The sequence below is a fragment of the Streptomyces sp. NPDC047869 genome, assembly GCF_040704065.1.
In the GTDB taxonomy this organism is placed as follows: Bacteria; Actinomycetota; Actinomycetes; order Streptomycetales; family Streptomycetaceae; genus Streptomyces.
The window spans coordinates 1-19,322 of the sequence record NZ_JBEYRK010000024.1 but is presented as its reverse complement, the minus strand read 5'-3'; the positions used below and the strand labels follow the sequence as shown (position 1 = coordinate 19,322).

The following is a 19,322-nucleotide window of genomic DNA, read 5'->3' as shown; positions in this document are numbered from 1 at the left end:
TTCACCCGGCCGATTCGGTCTCGCTGATTCGAGCGGCGCTCAATGTGACGTTGATCGAGCCACTGCGGCCAATAGTCCCCTTGCATCGGTGCTGCGTTTAGAGTGATGCTCTAAACGACGGACGACAAGGAGGTGCCGTGCCGTGAGACTGACCCCCACCGAGCGGGACCGGCTGCTGCTCTTCGGGGCCGCCGAACTGGCCCGGGCCCGCCGGGCGCGCGGTCTCCGGCTGAACGTGCCGGAGGCCACCGCGCTGATCGCGGACACCGTCTGCGAGGCGGCCCGCGACGGCCGGCGGCTCGCGGAGGCCGTCGAGGCGGCCCGCTCGGCGCTCGGCCCCGAGGACGTGCTGCCGGGCGTCGCCGACGTCGTCACCGAGGTGATGGTCGAGGCCGTCTTCGACGACGGCTCCCGGCTCGCGGTGGTCTCCGACCCCATCGGCGGCGGTCTGGGGGAGCGGGCGCCCGGTGCGCTGCTGCCCGGTCCCGAGCACGCCGACCCCGCGCCGGTCGTCCGGCTCAGGGTCACCAACACCGCGTCCGTGCCGGTCTCGGTCACCTCCCACTTCCACTTCTTCGAGGCCAACCCGCGGCTCGACTTCGACCGCGAGCGGTCCTACGGCATGCGGCTCGCCGTGCCGGCGGGTTCCTCGGTGCGGTTCGGGCCGGGACAGAGCGAGGAGGTCGGCCTGGTGCCGATCGGCGGCGAGCGGATCGCGATCGGCTTCGCCGGCCTGGTCGACGGCCCGCTGGACGCGCCCGGCGCGAAGCGGGAAGCGCTGCGCAGGGCCGCGGCCTGCGGATACCTGGGAGTCACGGAGCAGGACGCAGAGGACGGAGGCGAGGAGCGATGAGCCGCTCGAAGGGACGCGAGGTGAGCCGGTCGATCCACGTCGACCCGCACGCCTACGCGGCCACCCACGGGCCCCGGGCGGGCGACCGCGTCCGTCTGGGCGACTCCGGACTGACCGTCCGGATCGAGTCGGACGCCCAGCGGTACGGCGACGAGTTCCTCGCCGGGTTCGGCAAGACCGCCCGCGACGGGCTGCACCTGAAGGCCGCCGCCGTCCGTGACACCTGCGACGTCGTGATCAGCAACGTCGTCGTGATCGACGCGGTCCAGGGCATCCGCAAGGTTTCCATCGGCATCCGCGAGGGGCGCATCCACGCCATCGGCCGGGCCGGCAACCCCGACACCCTGGACGGCGTCGACGTCTTCGTCGGCACCGGCACGTCCATCGTGTCCGGGGAGGGGCTGATCGCCACCGCCGGCGCCGTCGACACCCATGTGCACCTGCTGTCGCCGCGGATCATGGAGGCCTCCCTCGCCTCCGGGGTGACCACGATCATCGGGCAGGAGTTCGGCCCGGTGTGGGGCGTGGGCGTCAACTCGCCCTGGGCGCTGCGGCACGCGTTCGGCGCCTTCGACGCCTGGCCGGTCAACATCGGCTTCCTGGGCCGGGGTTCGTCGTCCCACGAGGCACCGCTCGTCGAGGCACTGGCCGAGGGCGGGGCGAGCGGCTTCAAGGTGCACGAGGACATGGGCGCCCACACCCGCGCGCTCGACACGGCACTGCGGGTGGCCGAGGAGCACGACGTCCAGGTCGCCCTGCACAGCGACGGCCTGAACGAGTGCCTGTCCGTCGAGGACACCCTGCGGGTGCTGGAGGGCCGTACGATCCACGCCTTCCACATCGAGGGCTGCGGCGGCGGCCACGTGCCGAACGTGCTCAAGATGGCCGGTGTCCCGAACGTCATCGGCTCCTCCACCAACCCCACCCTGCCCTTCGGCCGGGACGCGGTCGCCGAGCACTACGGCATGATCGTCTCCGTCCACGACCTGAAGACCGACCTGCCCGGCGACGCCGCCATGGCCCGCGACCGCATCAGGGCCGGCACGATGGGCGCCGAGGACGTCCTGCACGACCTGGGCGCGATCGGCATCACCTCGTCGGACGCGCAGGGCATGGGCCGGGCCGGCGAGACGGTCCGGCGCACCTTCGCCATGGCCGGCAAGATGAAGGCCGAGCTGGGCCCGCTGGACGGCGACGGCGAGGGCGACGACAACGCCCGCGTCCTGCGCTACATCGCCAAGCTGACCATCAACCCGGCCATCGCGCACGGCCTCGCCCACGAGGTCGGCTCGATCGAGACCGGCAAGCTCGCCGACATCGTGCTGTGGCGCCCGGAGTACTTCGGTGCCAAGCCGCAGCTCGTCCTCAAGTCCGGCTTCCCGGCCTACGGCGTGACCGGCGACCCCAACGCGGCCACCGACACCTGCGAACCCCTGGTGCTGGCGCCGCAGTTCGGCGCGTACGGCGCCACCGCCGCCGACCTCTCGGTCGCCTTCGTCGCCCGCGCCGCCGCCGAGCAGGGGAACGACACGATGCCCACCCGGCGCCGCCGGGTCGCCGTCCGCGGCACCCGCGGCATCGGCCCGGCCGACCTGCGGCTCAACTCCCGCACCGGAGCGGTCGACGTCGACCGGCGCACCGGCCTGGTCACCCTCGACGGCGACCCGCTGCGCTCCGAACCCGCCGAGTCCGTGTCCCTCAACCGGCTCTACTTCCTCTGATCCAAGGACCTGTTCATGACCTACCGCATGCCCCCCGAGTGGGCCCCGCACGAACGCACCTGGATGGCCTGGCCGGGCCCCAACCCGACCTTCGCCGACGACGAGGAGCTGGCCGCGGCCCGCACCGCCTGGGCCCGGGTGGCCCGCGCGGTACGCCGCTTCGAGCCGGTGACGATGGTGCACGGCCCCGGCCAGGGCGAGCCGGCGCGCGCACTGCTCGGCCCGGACGTCGAACTGGTGGAGCGCGAGCTCGACGACGCGTGGATGCGCGACATCGGCCCGACCTTCGTGCTCGACGAGCAGGGCCGGCCGGCCGCCGTGGACTGGGTGTTCAACGGCTGGGGCGGCCAGGACTGGGCCCGCTGGGAGCACGACTCCAAGATCGCCCGCCAGGTCGCGGACCTGGCCGGGGTGCCGGTGCTGAGCAGTGAACTCGTCAACGAGGGCGGCGCGATCCACGTCGACGGCGAGGGCACGGTGCTGCTCACCCAGACCGTCCAGCTCGGCGCCGGCCGCAACCCCGGGTGGAGCCGCGAGCGGGTCGAGGCGGAGATCCACGCCAGGCTCGGCACCAGCAAGGCGATCTGGCTCCCGCACGGCCTGTCCGGCGACTACGGCAGGTACGGCACCCAGGGCCACGTCGACATCGTCGCCGCCTTCGCCCGGCCCGGCACGGTCCTCGTGCACAGCCAGCGGGATCCCGCCCACCCGGACCACGCCCGCTCCAGGACGTACCTGGAGATCCTGCGCGGCGAGACCGACGCCCAGGGACGCCCCCTGGAGGTAGTCGAGGTGCCCGCCCCCACCGTCGTGAAGGACGAGGAGGGTGACTGGGTCGACTACTCCTACATCAACCACTACCTGTGCAACGGCGGCGTCGTGCTCTGTGCCTTCGACGACCCGAACGACGAGGTGGCGGCGGGCATCTTCCGCCGTCTGTTCCCCGATCGGGAGGTGACGCCGGTGGACGCCCGTACGATCTTCGCCGGCGGGGGAGGCATCCACTGCATCACACAACAGCAGCCGAAGAGCTAGGAGCAGCCGATGGCCGGTGCGCGCAGGAACGCGCCGCCACGCGAGGACGTCCTCGCCGCCGCCATGGACATGATCGCCGAGCGCGGTCTGGAGAAGCTCACCATGGCGGCGCTCGGCCGTGAGGTCGGGATGAGCAGCGGCCACCTCCTGTACTACTTCCGCTCCAAGGACGAGCTGCTGCTGCGCACCCTGGAGTGGAGCGAGGGCCGGCTCGGCGCCGAGCGCGGCCGGCTGCTCGCCCGCCCGGGCTCCGCCCGCGAGCGGCTGGAGGCGTACGTCGGCCTGTACGTCCCCGACGGCCACCGCGACCCGCACTGGACCCTGTGGCTGGAGGTCTGGAACCGCTCGCAGAACGCCGCCGAGGACGCCCGGGAGCGGCAGGCCGCCATCGAGGGCGCCTGGCACCGCGATCTGGTCGCCCTGATCGCCGAGGGCGTCTCGCGCGGCGAGTTCCGGCCGGTCGACGCGGACCGCTTCGCCACCCGGCTGCGCGCCCTGCTGGACGGCTTCTCCATCCATGTCGCCATCGGCCTGCGCGGCACGGACCGCGAGCAGGTGATCTCCCACGTGCGGGAGTTCCTCGCCGAAGCACTGCACGTACCGCGGCCGACGGACGCCTGACGTCACGGAGCGGGTCCGGGGCCGGGGCCGCGCCCCGTCCACCATGGCGACCGGATACTGAGACGGGCGGCCGGCCGGGGCCGGGACTGTGCGAAACTTCCTCCGTGCCCTCGTTCGCCATGATTATCGGCAGCAGGCGCGCCGGTCCGCAGTGACCATCTCGTACTACCAGGTGCGGGTGGCCATCGTCGTCTCAGACCCGCGCGCAGACCTCTCGCACCCGCGAGGGGTCTTTTCGTTTTCCGGCTCACCCACGGCCGGGAGGCGCGGCGCGAGGAGTATCGCAGGGGCGGTGGAGCCGGACATTCCGGTAAGACCGAAGATTCACAATCAGGAGCCTTGAACTCATGACCGAGACGGTAACCAGCGAGCTCGACGACTCGTTCCACGTCTTCGACACCACGCTGCGCGACGGCGCGCAGCGCGAGGGCATCAATCTCACGGTCGCGGACAAGCTCGCCATCGCACGGCACCTGGACGACTTCGGCGTCGGCTTCATCGAGGGCGGCTGGCCCGGCGCCAACCCGCGGGACACCGAGTTCTTCGCGCGGGCGCAAGCGGAGATCGACTTCCGGCACGCCGAGCTGGTCGCCTTCGGCGCCACCCGCCGCGCCGGATCCAAGGCGGCGGACGACCCCCAGGTCAAGGCCCTGCTCGACTCCGGCGCCCCGGTGATCACGCTGGTCGCCAAGGCGCACGACCGGCACGTCGAGCTGGCGCTGCGCACCACGCTGGACGAGAACCTGGAGATGGTCCGCGACACCGTGTCGTACCTGTGCGAACAGGGCCGCCGGGTCTTCGTGGACTGCGAGCACTTCTTCGACGGCTACCGCGCCAACCCCGAGTACGCCAAGGCGGTCGTGCGCACGGCCGCCCGGGCCGGCGCCGACGTCGTCATCCTCTGCGACACCAACGGCGGCATGCTGCCCGCCCAGGTCCACGCGGTCGTCTCCACGGTCCTCGCCGACACCGGTGCCCGGCTCGGCATCCACGCCCAGGACGACACCGGCTGCGCGGTCGCCAACACCCTGGCCGCCGTCGACGCCGGCGCCACCCACGTGCAGTGCACGGCCAACGGCTACGGCGAGCGCGTCGGCAACGCCAACCTGTTCCCGGTGGTCGCGGCCCTGGAGCTGAAGTACGGCAAGAAGGTGCTGCCGGAGGGCCGGCTGCGCGAGACCACCCGGATCTCGCACGCCATCGCCGAGGTCGTCAACCTCACGCCCTCCACGCACCAGCCGTACGTCGGTGTCTCCGCCTTCGCCCACAAGGCCGGGCTGCACGCCTCCGCGATCAAGGTCGACCCCGACCTGTACCAGCACATCGACCCCGAGCTGGTCGGCAACACCATGCGCATGCTCGTCTCCGACATGGCGGGCCGGGCCTCCGTGGAGCTGAAGGGCAAGGAGCTCGGCATCGACCTCGGCGGCGACCGGGAACTGGTCGGCCGGGTCGTCGAGCGGGTCAAGGAGCGCGAGCTCCAGGGCTACACCTACGAGGCCGCCGACGCCTCCTTCGAGCTGCTGCTCCGGGCCGAGGTCGAGGGCAGGCCGCTGAGGTACTTCGAGGTCGAGTCCTGGCGGGCCATCGTCGAGGACCGCCCCGACGGCACCCACGCCAACGAGGCCACCGTCAAGCTGTGGGCCAAGAGCGAGCGGATCGTCGCCACCGCGGAGGGCAACGGCCCGGTCAACGCCCTGGACCGGGCCCTGCGGGTGGCGCTGGAGAAGATCTACCCGCAGCTCGCCAAGCTGGAACTGGTGGACTACAAGGTCCGCATCCTGGAAGGCGTGCACGGCACCTCCTCCACCACCCGGGTCCTGATCTCCACCTCCGACGGCGGCGCCGAGTGGTCCACGGTCGGCGTGGCGGAGAATGTCATCGCCGCGTCCTGGCAGGCCCTGGAGGACGCCTACACCTACGGGCTGCTGCGGGCGGGCGTGGAGCCGGCCGAGTAGGCACAGTGGAGGCATGAGCGAAGACGGCAGCGGCCCCCTGTCCGGCGCCCGCGTGGCGACCCGGCTGCCCGCCGCGGACCTGGACCGGGCCAGGCGCTTCTACGCCGAGAAACTCGGACTGCGGCCCGTCGACGAACGTCCCGGCGGGCTGCTGTACCGGTGCGGCGGAACGGACTTCGTGCTGTTCCGCTCCACCGGGTCCTCGCCCGGCACCTTCACCCAGATGGGCTTCGAGACCGATGACGACCTCGGGTCGGTCGTGGCGGAGCTGAGGCGGCGCGGGGTGGTGTTCGAGGAGGTCGACGCGCCCGGGTTCCGCACCCGGGACGGCATCGCCGAGGTCGAGGGCAACTACCCGAGCAAGGGCGCCCGCGGGGAGCGCGGCGCCTGGTTCCGGGACAGCGAGGGCAACCTGCTGGGGATCGGGCAGCCGGTCCGCTGAGTCAGGGCGCCCGCCAGATGTTGTCGAAGGCCGCGTTCTCGATCTCCCGGCGCTGCCGCACGGCGGTCAGCTCCGTCACCGCGTCGCCGACCGCGGCCAGCACGGTCACCACCGGCTCGTCGGTGAACTCCTCCCCGGCCCCCTCCCCGCCCCCGATGCCCAGGGCGGCCGCGAGCGTGGCGAGGACCGGCTCACGGGACTCCCAGCGGTCGGTGGCCTGCCGCCGGGCCGCGGTGTCGGCGCCCGCGGCGGTCCGCGGCCGGCGCGGGAACCAGGGCCTGCGCTCGCCGGTGAGCTGCCCCTCGGTGTCCAGGATGTCGAAATAGGCCGAGGCCAGCCCCTCGCCCCGGCGCCACAGCCAGTCCTCGGCCGTCTCGTACGGCTCCTGCCGGACCAGCGCCGAGCCCGCCTCGTCCAGCATCCGGTCGTCCAGCGCCAGCGGCGGCCCCGGCACCACGCGCTCGCCCTCCAGGGTCACGGCCCGGGTGCCGAGCAGGTCGACGAGCTCGGCACCCGCGAGCGCCAGCGACAGGTCGCCCTGCTCCACGGGGCGGTCGCCGGGGACGTCGGTGGCGACGATGAACAGATCCCGTGCTGTGGTCATGTGGCGTGCTCCCGGTCCCGGACGGCTTTCCCTACGACCACCATGAAGCGTGGGAGGCCGATCCGCGACAAGGCGGCGCCGCTCAGCAGGAATCCGCCGCGAGCTTCTCGAAGCCGGCCCGGCTCATCACCCGGCCGTCGGCCCAGACCTGCCCGGGCCCGAGCCGCCCGATCCGCTCGGCGGTGAACTCCACCCTTCCGTTGTACGAGTCGCCGGTCACGTAGTGCCCGAAGCCCAGCTCGTACCGGTGGCGGGGGAGCAGCCGCCGCTCGCCCCGGTGCCGGGCCCGCCAGCTCGCGGGCGGCGTGAACAGGGGGAACTCGGTGTCCCCGTGCAGATCCTCCTTCCGCACGTCCCATCCCGTGGTGACTGGCCCGTCGCCGCCACCGCGCGGCCGCCCGTCCAGGTGGGGCCCCCGATAGGCGTCGTCACCGCACGGCCGGAACAGCGCGTACGGTGCACCGTCCGCCCCGACGCCCACCCCGGCCAGCGGCAGATCGACCGCCGCGCAGCCGCCGAGCGGCAGACACCCGGCGACCGCCGCGAGTACGGCACTCCTGCGCATGACCCGCCCCCTCTCGAGGGCGGAAGGTGTCCCGCCCTACTGCAGTCTCCACTTCTGGTTGGCGGCCCCGGTGCACGACCAGATCTGGGCCCGGGCCCCGTTCGCCGACGAGTCGTCGGTGACGTCGAGGCACTTGCCGGCCGCCGTGTTCACCACATCACCGGTGCCGGAGTTGTACGACCACCGCTGGGCACCGGTTCCGTTGCAGTCGTACAACTGCACCTTCGCCCCGTCGGCGGTCGAGCCCGACGTGACGTCGAGGCACTTGCCGAGCGCCTGGACCGAGCCGTCGGCCGCGACCGTCCACTTCTGCGCCGCGCTGCCGTTGCAGTAGTAGAGCTGCACCGCCGTGCCGTTCGCGCTCGAACCGCCCGCCACGTCCAGGCACTTGCCGGCCAGTCCGACGAACGAGCCGCTGCTCGCGGAGCCGCCGGACTGGGTGCCGGACCAGGTGAACGTGGCCGAGGTCCGGCCGGGCAGCGAGTAAGTGGCGTGCTGCCCACCCCAGTTGACGGTCACCGTCCTCGCCGACGCCGAGTCGTTGTACGCGATCAGCGCCTTGCTGCCGTCCGGGTTGCGCCACGCCACGTTCGGCACGGCGCTCGACGCCGTCGACGCGATGCGCTGGGCGCCCGGCCGGACGAACTTGGTCAGGTGGCCCATCGTGTAGTACTCGACGGTGTAGTCGACGGTCCCGCTCGCCCCGTCGCCGTTGTGCACGGTGACCAGGCCGGTGCAGGTGCCGCAACCGCCGTGGTGCGGGCCCATGTTCTGGTCCACCGCGAGGGACCACTTGGTCACCGACTTCGCCCAGTTGCGGGTGTAGTCGATGATGTTGTTCATGTCCTCGCGCTGCTGGTTGGCGATCCAGGTGCCGCCGGAGTGCTCGGTGCCGAACGCGTCCAGGTTCGGGTACTGGTTGTGGACCGAGGTCTGCTTGGCGATGTCACCGCCGTAGCCGTGCCAGGCGATGCCGCCGAAGTTGGGGTGGTTGCGGATCGCCGCGTCGTCGACGCTCTGGGCCGCGTAGGAGTCGTAGACGTCCCAGTTCCAGTCGTGCGCCAGGACCTTGGTCCGCAGGCCGGCGGACTGGAGCTTGGGCAGCAGCTCGTTCTTGAGGAAGTACTGGATGCCGGAGGCGTTCCAGCTCATCGAGGGATAGCCGGAGCAGCACGTCGGCTCGTTCTGCGGGGTGACGTACGAGACGTCGATGCCCTGGTTCTTGTACGCCTGGAGGTACTTCACGAAGTACGAGGCGTAGGCCCCGTAGTCCTCCGCCTTCAGCCAGCCGCCGTTGAGCGAACCGCTGTCCTTCATCCAGGCCGGCGCCGTCCACGGCGAGGCCATGACGGTCAGGGAGGGGTTGAGCTGGAGGGCCTGCCTGGTCAGCGGGACGACGTCCGCGAGGTCGTGCGAGATGGAGAAGCCGTTCAGGTTCGGGTCGGTCTGCCCGGCCGGCACGTCGTCGTACGTGTACCCGTACCGCGCCAGGTCCGAGGCGCCCATCGGGTTGCGCAGGAACGACAGCCCGATACCGTCCGTCGGCGAGAACAGCTTCCTCATGGCCGTGTCCCGCGCCGCCTGCGAGAGCGCGCCGCTGCCGTTCATCAGCCAGGCCGCGGTGTCCGTGAACGACGCGCCGCCGCCGGTGAAGGTCTGGTACCGGGTGTTCTCGTCGACGGTGATGTTCTCGCCGCTGCCGCCGGCCCCGGACTGGAAGGCGAACGGCGTCTGCGCCTGGAGGCCGCGCACGACATGTCGTCCGCCGGAGTCGTCGGTGGTGGTCAGCCAGGCCGTGACCTGCTCGCCGGCCGCGTGCGCGGTGGGCATGCCGACGGTCGTGAGCCCGGCGGTGGTCAGCAGGCCGGCGAGCAGCAGCCGGGCCGTGCGCAGGGGTCGTCTCATGGAGCGCCGCCCTTCGGGGTGGGGGATGGGGGGCGTGCGAGCCGTGAGTAAATGACGGCTTCGTGGGCGCGTCAAGAGGTTGCGCATTCAGCTTCCGAACGCACAACCGCCGTCATCCGGCCGCCTGTTGGCCTCGCACCACTTCTGACGTGAAGTATTGACGGCGCCCTGTTGACCCAGTTAACTCACGGCGTGATCTAAGTCATGAGTGAATCAAGAGCCGAGGGAAGGTACATGCGAAGAACCGCCCTGCTCGTCTCCGCCGCACTCCTCACCGGGCTGCTCCCCTGGGCGACCGCGCGAGCCGCCGACGATCCCGCCCCCGTCCCCGTCGACCGCTTCGAGGGGGAGGTCCCCTTCGCCGCCCAGCCCGCCGAGGGCATCTTCACCTGGGGCGGCGACACGGACGACCCGCCCGCCCTCCAACTGGCCACCCGCACCGATGCCCCCGAGGGCGCCAAGGTCCTCACCGGCTCCTACGACATCAGCGGCTACGGCGGGTTCACCCACGACTTCGCCGCCGGCGAGCCCGCCCACGACTGTTCCGCCCACCGGGGCATCCGGTTCTGGTGGGACGGCCGGGACAACGGCAGGAAGATCGCCTTCGAGATCAAGGACGGCGGGGCTCACGGCGAGGCCTCCGAACTGTGGACCACGTCCTTCACCGACGACTTCGCCGGCTGGAAACAGATCGAGATCCCCTTCACCGACTTCACCTACCGCACGGACTACCAGCCCGTCGGCGGTATCGACCACGTCCTCGGCCTCGACCGGATGTGGGGTTACGCGGTCACGCTGCCGGCCGGCGCCAAGGGCGACTTCGCCATGGACGGCGTGGAGTTGTACGGCAGGGCCGACCAGTCGCTGCGCGCCTCGGTGAGCACCGGCGCGGCCGTGTACCCCGTCGAGGAGGGCGGTACGGCGAAGGTCGGCGTCACCGTGGCCACCACCGGGGCCCGGCCCCTCGACGAACCCGTGACCGTCACGTACACGACGGCGGGCGGCACCGCGGGCCCCGGGAGCGACTACACCCCCGTCTCCGGCACCCTCACCTTCCCGGCGGGCACCGCCTCCGGCACCTCGCGGACCGTTCGGGTGCCCACCCTCCGGGACAAGGCCGCCGAGCCCGCCGAGACCGTCCCGCTGAAGCTCACGGTGACCGGCGCCAAGGCACCCGCCGAGACGCCGCAGGTCGTCATCGACGCCCACGGACTGCCCTATCTGAACACCAAGTCGCCCGTGAAGAAGCGGGTGGCGGACCTGCTGGGCCGGATGTCACTGGCGGAGAAGGCCGGCCAGATGACCCAGGCCGAGCGCGGCGCCCTGACCGACCAGGGGGACATCGCCGGATACGCGCTCGGCTCGCTCCTCTCCGGCGGCGGCTCGACGCCCACGCCCAACACCCCGGACGCCTGGGCGAAGATGATCGACGGCTTCCAGCTACGGGCTCAGGCGACCCGCTTCCAGATCCCGCTGATCTACGGCGTCGACGCGGTCCACGGCCACAACAACCTGGTCGGCGCCACGATCATGCCGCACAACGTCGGCCTCGGCGCCACCCGTGATCCCCAACTGGCCGAGCGCACCGGCGCGGTGACGGCGGCCGAGGTCCGGGCCACCGGCATCCCCTGGGACTTCGCGCCCTGTCTGTGCGTGAGCCGCGACGAACGCTGGGGACGCTCCTACGAGTCCTTCGGCGAGGACCCGGCGCTGGTCGAGTCGATGGAGACCGTCGTCCAGGGCCTCCAGGGCCGGGCCGACGGAAGGGACCTCAGCCGCGGCGACAAGGTGCTCGCCACCGCCAAGCACTTCGTCGGTGACGGCGGCACCGAGTACGGCTCCTCGACCACCGGCACCTACACGGTCGACCAGGGCGTCACCAAGGTCACCCGGCAGCAGCTCGAGGCCGTCCACCTGGCGCCGTTCGAGAGCGCCGTCGACCGGGGCATCGGCACGGTCATGCCTTCCTACTCCTCGCTCGACATCCTCGGCGACGGCCAGGGCCCGGTGAAGATGCACGCCCGCGCCGACATGATCAACGGTGTGCTCAAGGGCCGCATGGGCTTCGACGGGTTCGTCATCAGCGACTGGAACGCCATCGACCAGCTCCCCGGCGACTACGCCTCACACGTGCGCACCTCGGTCAACGCGGGCCTGGACATGATGATGGTGCCGTACACCTACAAGGTCTTCACCGGCACGCTCGTCGACGAGGTGCGGGCCGGCCGGATCGGTGAGCGGCGGATCGACGACGCCGTCTCCCGCATCCTCACCCAGAAGTTCCGGCTCGGCCTGTTCGAGCACCCGTACGCGGACACCCGCGGCGCCGCCGCCATCGGCTCCCCGGCGCACCGGGCGGTGGCCCGCGAGGCGGCGGCCGAGTCCCAGGTGCTGCTGAAGAACAGCGGCGGGCTGCTGCCCCTGAAGAAGGGCCAGAAGGTCTACGTCGCCGGGTCCAACGCCGACGACATCGGCAACCAGACCGGCGGCTGGACCGTCACCTGGCAGGGCGGCTCCGGCAACACCACCCCGGGTTCGACGATCCTCGACGGCATGCGCGCGGCGGGCGGGGACGTCACGTACTCCAAGGACGCCTCCGCGCCGACCGGGGGCTACGACGCCGGTGTGGTCGTCGTCGGCGAGACCCCGTACGCGGAGGGAGTCGGTGACGTCGGCAACGGGCACCGGCTCACCCTCTCGGCCGCCGACCAGGCCGCCGTGGACAAGGTGTGCGCGGCCATGAAGTGCGCGGTGCTGATCGTCTCCGGGCGCCCGCAGCTCATCGGTGACCGGCTCGGCCGGATCGACGCGCTGGTCGCCTCCTGGCTGCCGGGCACAGAGGGCGCCGGCGTCGCCGACGTCCTCTACGGCAGGCGGCCCTTCACCGGGCAGCTTCCGGTCACCTGGCCCCGTTCGGAGTCCCAGCTCCCGATCAACGTCGGTGACGCGGCGTACGATCCGCAGTTCCCCTACGGCTGGGGCCTGACCACGCTCACCCGTGTCCCGCGGGGCGGCCCGGCCACGCTGCGGGCACTCGGGATCGCGGCAGCGGCGGCGGAGCGGACGGGCGCTGACCGGGCCGGGCGGGAGCTGGTCACCAGGGCCCGGCTGATCGTCCAGCACGAGCTGGGCGACCGCATGACGGCGGCGGTGGCGAAGCCCTTCGCCGACGCGGACCACCTGCTGCTGACCGGCCACTACGGGAAGGCGGTGCAGAAGCTCACGGAGGCCTGCCGGGCCGCGTGAGTCCCCCCGGCGAGCCGCGTACATGACTGGTTTGGGAGGCTTCGGGTAGTTTCGAAGGATGAAGGCCGTCCCTCGGACCCGAAGCCTCCTGGCGCTGCTGCTGGCCGCGCTGGCGCTGGTGGTCGCGACCACCCTGGCCCCCGGTGCGATGGCGGCCACCAGCGTGTCCAGCATCGCCCAGGCCCTGCGCAAGAGCCCGGTCTACGTCGACCCCGCGGCCTCCGGGCAGGTGTCCAGGGCCGACGCCGACGACCTCGCCAAGCAGGTCAAGGGCGCCGGCAAACCCCTGTTCATCACGGTCCTGCCCGCCGGGTATCCCACCGCGAACCTCTTCTCCGACCTGCGCACGGCCACCGGCGTGACCGGCCTGTACGCCATCCGGCTCGGCGACCGCTTCGACGCCCGCGCGGACTCCTCGGTGCTGTCCCCCACCGCCGTGCGGAACCTGGTCGCCAGCGTGCAGGGCGAGGACGCCAAGACGCAGCTCGCCGACTTCACCGACCGCGCCCTGGCCAACATGGGCGGCCGCGCACCCGCGAGCTGGGGCGGTCAGGGCGGTGGATCGGGCGCGTCGAGCACGGCACTGATCACGGTGGGCATCGTCCTGGTGGCCGGCGGCGCGGGTGCCTACACCCTGGTCCGCCGCAACCGCCGCCGTCACGCCGAGGAGCAGCGGGCCGCGCTGGACCGGCTGCGGGTGGTCGTGGACGAGGACATCACCGCCTTCGGTGAGGAACTCGACCGGCTGGACTTCCAGCCGGCCGAGCCGGGCGCCGACGACGCGATGCGCGCGGACTACGAACGGGCCCTCGACGCCTACGACAAGGCCAAGCAGCACATGGCCGAGGCACGCGGACCCGAGGACGTCAGGGCGGTCACCGAGGCCCTGGAGGACGGCCGCTTCTCCCTCGCCCGACTGGCCGCCCGCCGCGAGGGCCGCCCCCTGCCGGAGCGCCGTCCGCCCTGCTTCTTCGACCCCCGCCACGGCCCCTCCGTCACCGACGCGGCCTGGACCCCGCCCGGCGGCAGCCTCCGCGAGGTGCCGGTCTGCGCCGCGGACGCCACCCGCCTGGCCGACGGCCGCGACCCGGTGATCCGCGAGGTCGACACCGACTACGGCCGCCGCCCCTACTGGGACGCCGGCCCCGCCTACGGCCCCTGGGCCGGCGGCTACTTCGGCGGCGGCATCCTCCCCGGTCTCCTGGTCGGCACCGTGCTGGGCAGCATGATGGCCACCCCGTCCTACGCCTCCGACTACGGCACCGGCTACGGCGACTTCGGCGCCGCCGGCTACCAGGGCGGCGACGTCTCCGGCGCCGACTTCGACCCGGGGGACTTCGGCGGCGGCTTCGGCGACGGCGGCGGTTTCGACGGCGGAGGCGGCGGAGACTTCGGCGGCGGTTTCTGACCCGCCGCGCCGGCCGCCGCGGCGGGCACAAACGCCGCTCCTGGCCGCACCGTTGTCGCGGCCGGTGTGATCAAGTAACGTCAGGCGACGTGAACACCGGACCGGCCTCGCGCCACACACGGATCGGCCACCCGGTGGAGGACTGACCGCACGGAGGGTGCCCGGAAGGCACCCCGGCTCCGCACGCGGACCTCCCCGCGCCCGAGCACCACGAGTCCATCTCTTCGTGCCCGAGCAACAGCGAGGTCAGCCACATGCCAGTCACGTTCAACCACACCATCATCGCCGCCAAGGACCGCAACGAGTCGGCCCGGTTCTTCCGGGAGCTGCTGGAACTCCCCGAAGCGCCGTCCTGGGGCCCGTTCGTCAACATCCAGCTCCACGACGGCGTGCTGCTTCAGTTCGCCGAGCCGCCGGTGGAGATCCAGATGCAGCACTACGCGTTCCTGATCGACGACGAACTGTTCGACCGGGCCTATCGGCGACTGTGCGACCGCGGCGTCGAGCACTGGGCCGATCCGCACATGCGGCGCCCCGGGGAGACCAACACCGAGCACGGCGGCCGCGGGGTGTACTTCAAGGACCCCGCCGGTCACGCGATCGAGCTGATCACCCGCCCCTACCTGTAGACGGCGAAGTCCTGCCCGGGCGCCCGGAACACGGCGCCCGGACAGGCCGGCCGGGCGCCGGTGCGGCGCCGCGGGCTCAGGCGTCCTTGATGGCCGAGATGTCGAAGACCAGCTTGATCTTGTCGGAGACGAGGACGCCGCCGGTCTCCAGGGCCGCGTTCCAGGTCAGGCCCCACTCGGAGCGCAGGATCTCGGCCTTGCCCTCGAAACCGACGCGCTCGTTGCCGAAGGGGTCCTTCGCGGCGCCGTTGAACTCCAGGTCGATGGTGATCGGCTTGGTGACACCGAGGATGGAGAGGTCGCCGGTGATGCGGTAGTCGTCGCCGCCGAGCGCTTCGGCCCGGGTGGAGCGGAAGGTCATCGCCGGGAACTCGTCGGTCTTGAAGAAGTCCGAGGACTTCAGGTGCCCGTCGCGGTCGGCGTTGCCGGTGTCGATGCTGTCCATCCGGACATCGAGGGTGGCGGTGGACTTGGCGGGCTCGCCGCCGTCCAGGTGCAGTGCGCCGGTGAACTCCTGGAAGCCGCCCTTGACGTTGGTGACCATCGCATGACGGGCCACGAAGCCGATCGTGGTGTGGGCCGGGTCGATCGTGTAGTCGCCGCTCAGCGCGGCCAGATCGGGGCCGGCGGCGGGGGTGGCGGTGGTCTCGGGGGCGCTTTCCTTGCGGCCGAAGATACCCATGCGGTGCTCCTTGGGGACGGCCGCGGCTCCGTGGGGAAGCCGCGACGGGTTTCTGTTTAACGTTCAACTAGCCCAACGGCTTCGACGGTAGACCTATTCCGTTGAGTTTTCAACATCATCCGCCACGTGTTCCCCAAGGAACGGAGAGTAACCAGGGCACGCCCTCTGGCGAACGCGCGTAGACCTCGGGCACCATCTCTCTGCGCACCCGCACCACCTGCACAGCCGAACCACAGCAGACACGGCCCACCGCAGGAAGGTCTCTCCCCATGAAGGTCCTGAAGGCCCGCTCCGTCCTGACCGCGCTCGCCCTCGTCGTCGCCCCCGGCGTCGCCGTGGTCGGCACCGCCACCGACGCCTTCGCCGTCACCAAGATCAGTCACTCGACCGCCACCGGGATGTTCCGCTCCTCCGGCATCACCTGGTCGTCCTCCGGCAACTGTTCCGACCGGAACAACTCCACCTGCACCTCGTTCGAGCAGCTCAACCTCGCCACCGCCCAGGGTGCCCAGACCCTGAAGGGGGCCAGCGGCTGCGCCCTCAACATCACCGGCGGCACCGAGACGGGCCACGCCTCGGGCACCTACTCCCACTGGAACGGCTACAAGCTCGACTACGGCAAGAACACCTGCGTCACCTCGTACATCAAGAACAACTTCAGCTACATCGGCCTGCGCGGCGACGGCGCCCCGAAGTACAAGTCCGGTTCCGGCAACATCTACGCCGACGAGGGCAACCACTGGGACGTCCTGTACTACAACTGCGGCGGCTGCTGAGCCAGGAGGGCGGTGACCGGCCGCATGAGCACGGGACCGAGCCGACGCGCACTGCTGCTGGCCGCCGCCCTCACCGCCGCCACGGCGCCCGTCGCCCGCGCGGCGGCGGGCGCCGACCCCTTCGACACCCTCCGCCGCCGGTGGCTCGACATCGCCCTCGGCACCGGATACGACCCGGCCGCCGAGCCGTACGCCTCCCGCCTCGCCCAACTCGGCACTGCGGCCCGTGACTTCCACTCCGGCATGACCCCCGCCGCCGGCTCCCTGTGGCCCGGCCGCCCCTTCGACCCGCCCGCCGGGATCACCTTCAGCTACGGCCGCCTGTGGACCATGGCCCAGGCGTACGTGCAGCCCGGCACCGGCGCCAGCGGCGACGACGCCCTCCTCGCCGGTGTGCTCCGCGGCCTCGACCACCTCTCCGAAACCGTCTACAACCCCGCCACCACGCGCTACGGCAACTGGTGGGAGTGGCAGATCGGCAGCCCCCGGCTGCTGACCGACATCACGGCCGCCCTGTACGAACACCTCGGCGCGGACCGCGTCGCGGCGGCCTGCGCCACCGTCGACCACTTCATCCCGGACGCGATGCTCTCCGAGTACTCCGGCACCTCCACCGGAGCCAACCGCGTCGACCTGTGCCGCTCCGTCGCCCTGCGCGGCATCCTCGGCAGGGCCGGTGACCGCCTCGCGCTCGCCCGGGACGCCCTCTCGCCGGTCTTCCCGTACGTGACCGGGGGCGACGGCCTCTACGCCGACGGCTCCTTCGTGCAGCACACCTGGGTCGCCTACTCCGGCACCTACGGCCAGGTCCTGCTGGACGGTCTGGGCCGGCTCTTCGCCCTGCTCGCCGGTTCCCAGTGGGAGATCACCGATCCGGCCCGGCGGAACGTCCTGGACGGCGTCGAGCACGCCTACGCCCCCCTGATCCACGACGGACTCGTGATGGACTGCGTCAACGGCCGCGCCATCAGCCGGGGTTACCTGCGCGACGACGACCAGCACATCATGCGCGGCGACCACTACCACGGCCAGGCGCTGATCGCGGCCGTCGCCCTGCTGGCCGACGGCGCGAGGGAGGAGGAGCGGCGGCGCTGGTACGGGCGCGTCAAGGGCTGGATCGAACGGGACACCGTGACACCGATCCTGACGGCACCTCAGTTCGGCGTCGCGGACCTGGTCCGGCTGCACGCCGTCGCCGCCTCGCCCGTACCCGCGGCCCCCGAACCCCTCGGTCACCGGCTCTTCCCGGCCATGGACCGCGCCATCCACCGCGGCCCGCGCTTCACCGCCGCGCTCTCCATGGCCGGCGACCGCATCGCCCACTACGAGTGCGGCAACGGCGAGAACCCGCGCGGCTGGCACACCGGCTCCGGGATGCTCTCCTGGTGGCCGGTGGGGCGCGGCGCCCGGTCCGACCAGTACACGGACTGGTACTGGCCGACCGTCGACTGGTACCGGCTGCCCGGCACCACCGTCTCCACCAGACGCCTCGCCGACCGGGCCGGCGGCGAGTGGGGCGCGCCCAGGCCGGACGTCCGCTGGGTCGGCGGCACCACCGACGGCGAGTACGCGGCCGTGGGCCAGCACCTGAAGGGCCTGGAGTCCACGCTGGAGGCCCGCAAGTCCTGGTTCTTCCTCTCCGACGCGGTCGTGTGCCTGGGCGCCGGGATCAGCTGCGCCGACGGCGTCCCGGTCGAGACGGTCGTCGACAACCGCAACCTCGGCGAGGGCGGCGCCCAGACCTTCGTGCGCGGCCCCGGCTGGGCCCATCTGGAGGAGCACGGCGGCTGGCTGCTGCCCAGTGGCGGCGTGCTGCGCACCCTCCGCGAGGACCGCACCGGCGCCTGGTCCGACATCAACACCACCAGCACCGACGAGCGGCGCACCCGCCGCTGGCAGACCCTCTGGCTCGACCACGGCACGGATCCGGCCGGCGCGGCCTACGTCTACGTCCTGATGCCCGGCGCGGACCGCGGCGAGGTCGCCGCCCGGGCCGCGGACCGCCACTGGCTGCGCGTCCTCGCCAACGACGCCTGCCACCAGGCCGTCGCCGTGCCCTCGCTGGGCGTGACCGCGGTCAGCTTCTGGGAGGCCGGCACGGCCGGCGGCCTGTCCGCCGCCGCGGGCGCGAGCGTGCTCGTCCGCCGCCGGGGCCGGACCGCTACGCTGTGGATCAGCGAGCCGCCCCGCACGGGCGTGCCGCTGGAGATCGTCTGGGACCGCCCGGTGCGCTCGGTCCTGCACGCCGACGACACCGTGCGGGTCCTCGCCGTCGACCGCCGTCTGAGGCTCCGTGTCACTCCAGGGATGGCATGTGCCACCCATCAATGTGAGGTCGCTCTCAGGTGACGGCTTTGTGGCCCCCCTACAACGGAAGCGCCCTCTGAGCAGTCGGAACGCCTGCATGTCGCTGTGGTTCTGTTCAGTGCTACCAGGAAAACGGTCCGGAGACTGTACGGAGTCGACGGCTCGCTTTCCTTGGTGTCCTTCGTAAGGTCACTACATGACCGTTTTGGAAGAGACGACGGGTGAGCCGACCGCGGAGCCGGCGGACGCGCGTGGGCGAGTCGCCGAGCTGCACGAGATCCGTGCCCGGGCCGTGGCCGGCCCCAGCGAGAAGGCGACCGCCGCCCAGCACGCCAAGGGCAAGCTGACGGCACGGGAGCGCATCGAGCTGCTCCTGGACCCGGGTTCCTTCCAGGAGGTGGAGCAGCTGCGCCGGCACCGGGCGAGCGGTTTCGGCCTGGAGGCGAAGAAGCCCTACACCGACGGTGTCATCACGGGCTGGGGCACGGTGGAGGGCCGTACGGTCTTCGTCTACGCCCATGACTTCCGGATCTTCGGCGGCGCCCTGGGCGAGGCCCACGCCACGAAGAT

General features: G+C 71.9%; 16 protein-coding genes. 12 read left to right on the top strand and 4 right to left on the bottom strand.

Annotation, left to right across the window (positions count from 1 at the left end; all coding sequences use genetic code 11):
* Positions 1–142 precede the first annotated feature (142 nt).
* The 6 genes from ureA to AB0924_RS26860 all read left to right on the top strand — a co-directional run bounded on the left by ureA (position 143) and on the right by AB0924_RS26860 (position 6,630).
* Entirely contained in the window at positions 143–853 is a 711-nt protein-coding gene (gene ureA, locus AB0924_RS26885) for an urease subunit gamma (RefSeq protein ID WP_366912748.1), read from the top strand.
* Complete coding sequence (locus AB0924_RS26880) at positions 850–2,574, top strand: urease subunit alpha (RefSeq protein WP_366912747.1); 1,725 nt, start codon at positions 850–852, stop codon at positions 2,572–2,574. The genes ureA and AB0924_RS26880 overlap by 4 nt, the downstream gene beginning before the upstream one ends.
* A gap of 15 nt (positions 2,575–2,589) precedes the next feature.
* A complete protein-coding gene (locus tag AB0924_RS26875; RefSeq protein ID WP_366912746.1) occupies positions 2,590–3,609 on the top strand; it encodes an agmatine deiminase family protein in 1,020 nt (339 codons plus the stop codon).
* 9 nt (positions 3,610–3,618) lie between these two features.
* A complete protein-coding gene (locus AB0924_RS26870) occupies positions 3,619–4,230 on the top strand; it encodes a TetR/AcrR family transcriptional regulator (protein WP_358935677.1) in 612 nt (203 codons plus the stop codon).
* 347 nt (positions 4,231–4,577) lie between these two features.
* The gene (cimA, locus tag AB0924_RS26865) at positions 4,578–6,188 is read left to right on the top strand and encodes a citramalate synthase (protein WP_358935679.1); all 1,611 of its coding nucleotides are present in this window, start codon (positions 4,578–4,580) and stop codon (positions 6,186–6,188) included.
* A 13-nt stretch (positions 6,189–6,201) separates the two neighbouring features.
* Positions 6,202–6,630: a VOC family protein gene (locus AB0924_RS26860; RefSeq protein WP_366912745.1), complete on the top strand. Its 429-nt coding sequence runs from the start codon at positions 6,202–6,204 to the stop codon at positions 6,628–6,630.
* Between the two features lies 1 nt (position 6,631).
* Here the strand turns inward: AB0924_RS26860 and AB0924_RS26855 are convergent, their stop codons facing one another.
* From AB0924_RS26855 to AB0924_RS26845, 3 genes are all read right to left on the bottom strand, one after another.
* Positions 6,632–7,234 carry a GPP34 family phosphoprotein gene (locus tag AB0924_RS26855; protein WP_366912744.1) on the bottom strand — a complete coding sequence of 201 codons (603 nt, stop codon included), beginning with the start codon at positions 7,232–7,234 and terminating at the stop codon, positions 6,632–6,634.
* Between the two features lie 82 nt (positions 7,235–7,316).
* Positions 7,317–7,799: a hypothetical protein gene (locus tag AB0924_RS26850; protein ID WP_366912743.1), complete on the bottom strand. Its 483-nt coding sequence runs from the start codon at positions 7,797–7,799 to the stop codon at positions 7,317–7,319.
* A 36-nt stretch (positions 7,800–7,835) separates the two neighbouring features.
* The gene (locus AB0924_RS26845; RefSeq protein ID WP_366912742.1) at positions 7,836–9,704 is read right to left on the bottom strand and encodes a ricin-type beta-trefoil lectin domain protein; all 1,869 of its coding nucleotides are present in this window, start codon (positions 9,702–9,704) and stop codon (positions 7,836–7,838) included.
* A 234-nt stretch (positions 9,705–9,938) separates the two neighbouring features.
* Between AB0924_RS26845 and AB0924_RS26840 the strand changes: the two genes are divergently transcribed.
* From AB0924_RS26840 to AB0924_RS26830, 3 genes are all read left to right on the top strand, one after another.
* Positions 9,939–12,950 carry a glycoside hydrolase family 3 N-terminal domain-containing protein gene (locus tag AB0924_RS26840; RefSeq protein ID WP_366912741.1) on the top strand — a complete coding sequence of 1,004 codons (3,012 nt, stop codon included), beginning with the start codon at positions 9,939–9,941 and terminating at the stop codon, positions 12,948–12,950.
* Between the two features lie 58 nt (positions 12,951–13,008).
* Entirely contained in the window at positions 13,009–14,358 is a 1,350-nt protein-coding gene (locus AB0924_RS26835; RefSeq protein ID WP_358935691.1) for a hypothetical protein, read from the top strand.
* Between the two features lie 254 nt (positions 14,359–14,612).
* Positions 14,613–14,987 (top strand): VOC family protein, encoded by a 375-nt coding sequence (locus AB0924_RS26830; RefSeq protein ID WP_366912740.1) that lies wholly within the window; start codon positions 14,613–14,615, stop codon positions 14,985–14,987.
* 76 nt (positions 14,988–15,063) lie between these two features.
* On the opposite strand, the gene AB0924_RS26825 is transcribed toward AB0924_RS26830, so the two are convergent.
* The gene (locus tag AB0924_RS26825) at positions 15,064–15,669 is read right to left on the bottom strand and encodes a YceI family protein (RefSeq protein WP_358935693.1); all 606 of its coding nucleotides are present in this window, start codon (positions 15,667–15,669) and stop codon (positions 15,064–15,066) included.
* 269 nt (positions 15,670–15,938) lie between these two features.
* Between AB0924_RS26825 and AB0924_RS26820 the strand changes: the two genes are divergently transcribed.
* From AB0924_RS26820 to AB0924_RS26810, 3 genes are all read left to right on the top strand, one after another.
* A complete protein-coding gene (locus AB0924_RS26820) occupies positions 15,939–16,445 on the top strand; it encodes a hypothetical protein (RefSeq protein WP_366912739.1) in 507 nt (168 codons plus the stop codon).
* Positions 16,446–16,469: 24 nt separating this feature from the next.
* Positions 16,470–18,794, top strand: a complete 2,325-nt coding sequence (locus AB0924_RS26815; protein ID WP_366912738.1) for a polysaccharide lyase 8 family protein — start codon at positions 16,470–16,472, stop codon at positions 18,792–18,794.
* A gap of 154 nt (positions 18,795–18,948) precedes the next feature.
* Positions 18,949–19,322, top strand: a 374-nt coding sequence (locus tag AB0924_RS26810; protein ID WP_358935699.1) for a carboxyl transferase domain-containing protein, incomplete at its 3' end; no start/stop codon positions are given.

Bases quoted from the DNA above. Each gene is read 5' to 3' on its own strand.
- AB0924_RS26870 (WP_358935677.1), top strand. From the start codon at position 3,619: ATGGCCGGTGCGCGCAGGAACGCGCCGCCACGCGAGGACGTCCTCGCC.
- AB0924_RS26875 (WP_366912746.1), top strand. From the start codon at position 2,590: ATGACCTACCGCATGCCCCCCGAGTGGGCCCCGCACGAACGCACCTGG.
- AB0924_RS26835 (WP_358935691.1), top strand. From the start codon at position 13,009: ATGAAGGCCGTCCCTCGGACCCGAAGCCTCCTGGCGCTGCTGCTGGCC.
- AB0924_RS26840 (WP_366912741.1), top strand. From the start codon at position 9,939: ATGCGAAGAACCGCCCTGCTCGTCTCCGCCGCACTCCTCACCGGGCTG.
- cimA (WP_358935679.1), top strand. From the start codon at position 4,578: ATGACCGAGACGGTAACCAGCGAGCTCGACGACTCGTTCCACGTCTTC.
- AB0924_RS26880 (WP_366912747.1), top strand. From the start codon at position 850: ATGAGCCGCTCGAAGGGACGCGAGGTGAGCCGGTCGATCCACGTCGAC.
- AB0924_RS26825 (WP_358935693.1), bottom strand. From the start codon at position 15,669: ATGGGTATCTTCGGCCGCAAGGAAAGCGCCCCCGAGACCACCGCCACC.
- AB0924_RS26850 (WP_366912743.1), bottom strand. From the start codon at position 7,799: ATGCGCAGGAGTGCCGTACTCGCGGCGGTCGCCGGGTGTCTGCCGCTC.
- AB0924_RS26815 (WP_366912738.1), top strand. From the start codon at position 16,470: ATGAGCACGGGACCGAGCCGACGCGCACTGCTGCTGGCCGCCGCCCTC.
- AB0924_RS26845 (WP_366912742.1), bottom strand. From the start codon at position 9,704: ATGAGACGACCCCTGCGCACGGCCCGGCTGCTGCTCGCCGGCCTGCTG.
- AB0924_RS26855 (WP_366912744.1), bottom strand. From the start codon at position 7,234: ATGACCACAGCACGGGATCTGTTCATCGTCGCCACCGACGTCCCCGGC.
- AB0924_RS26830 (WP_366912740.1), top strand. From the start codon at position 14,613: ATGCCAGTCACGTTCAACCACACCATCATCGCCGCCAAGGACCGCAAC.
- AB0924_RS26860 (WP_366912745.1), top strand. From the start codon at position 6,202: ATGAGCGAAGACGGCAGCGGCCCCCTGTCCGGCGCCCGCGTGGCGACC.
- AB0924_RS26820 (WP_366912739.1), top strand. From the start codon at position 15,939: ATGAAGGTCCTGAAGGCCCGCTCCGTCCTGACCGCGCTCGCCCTCGTC.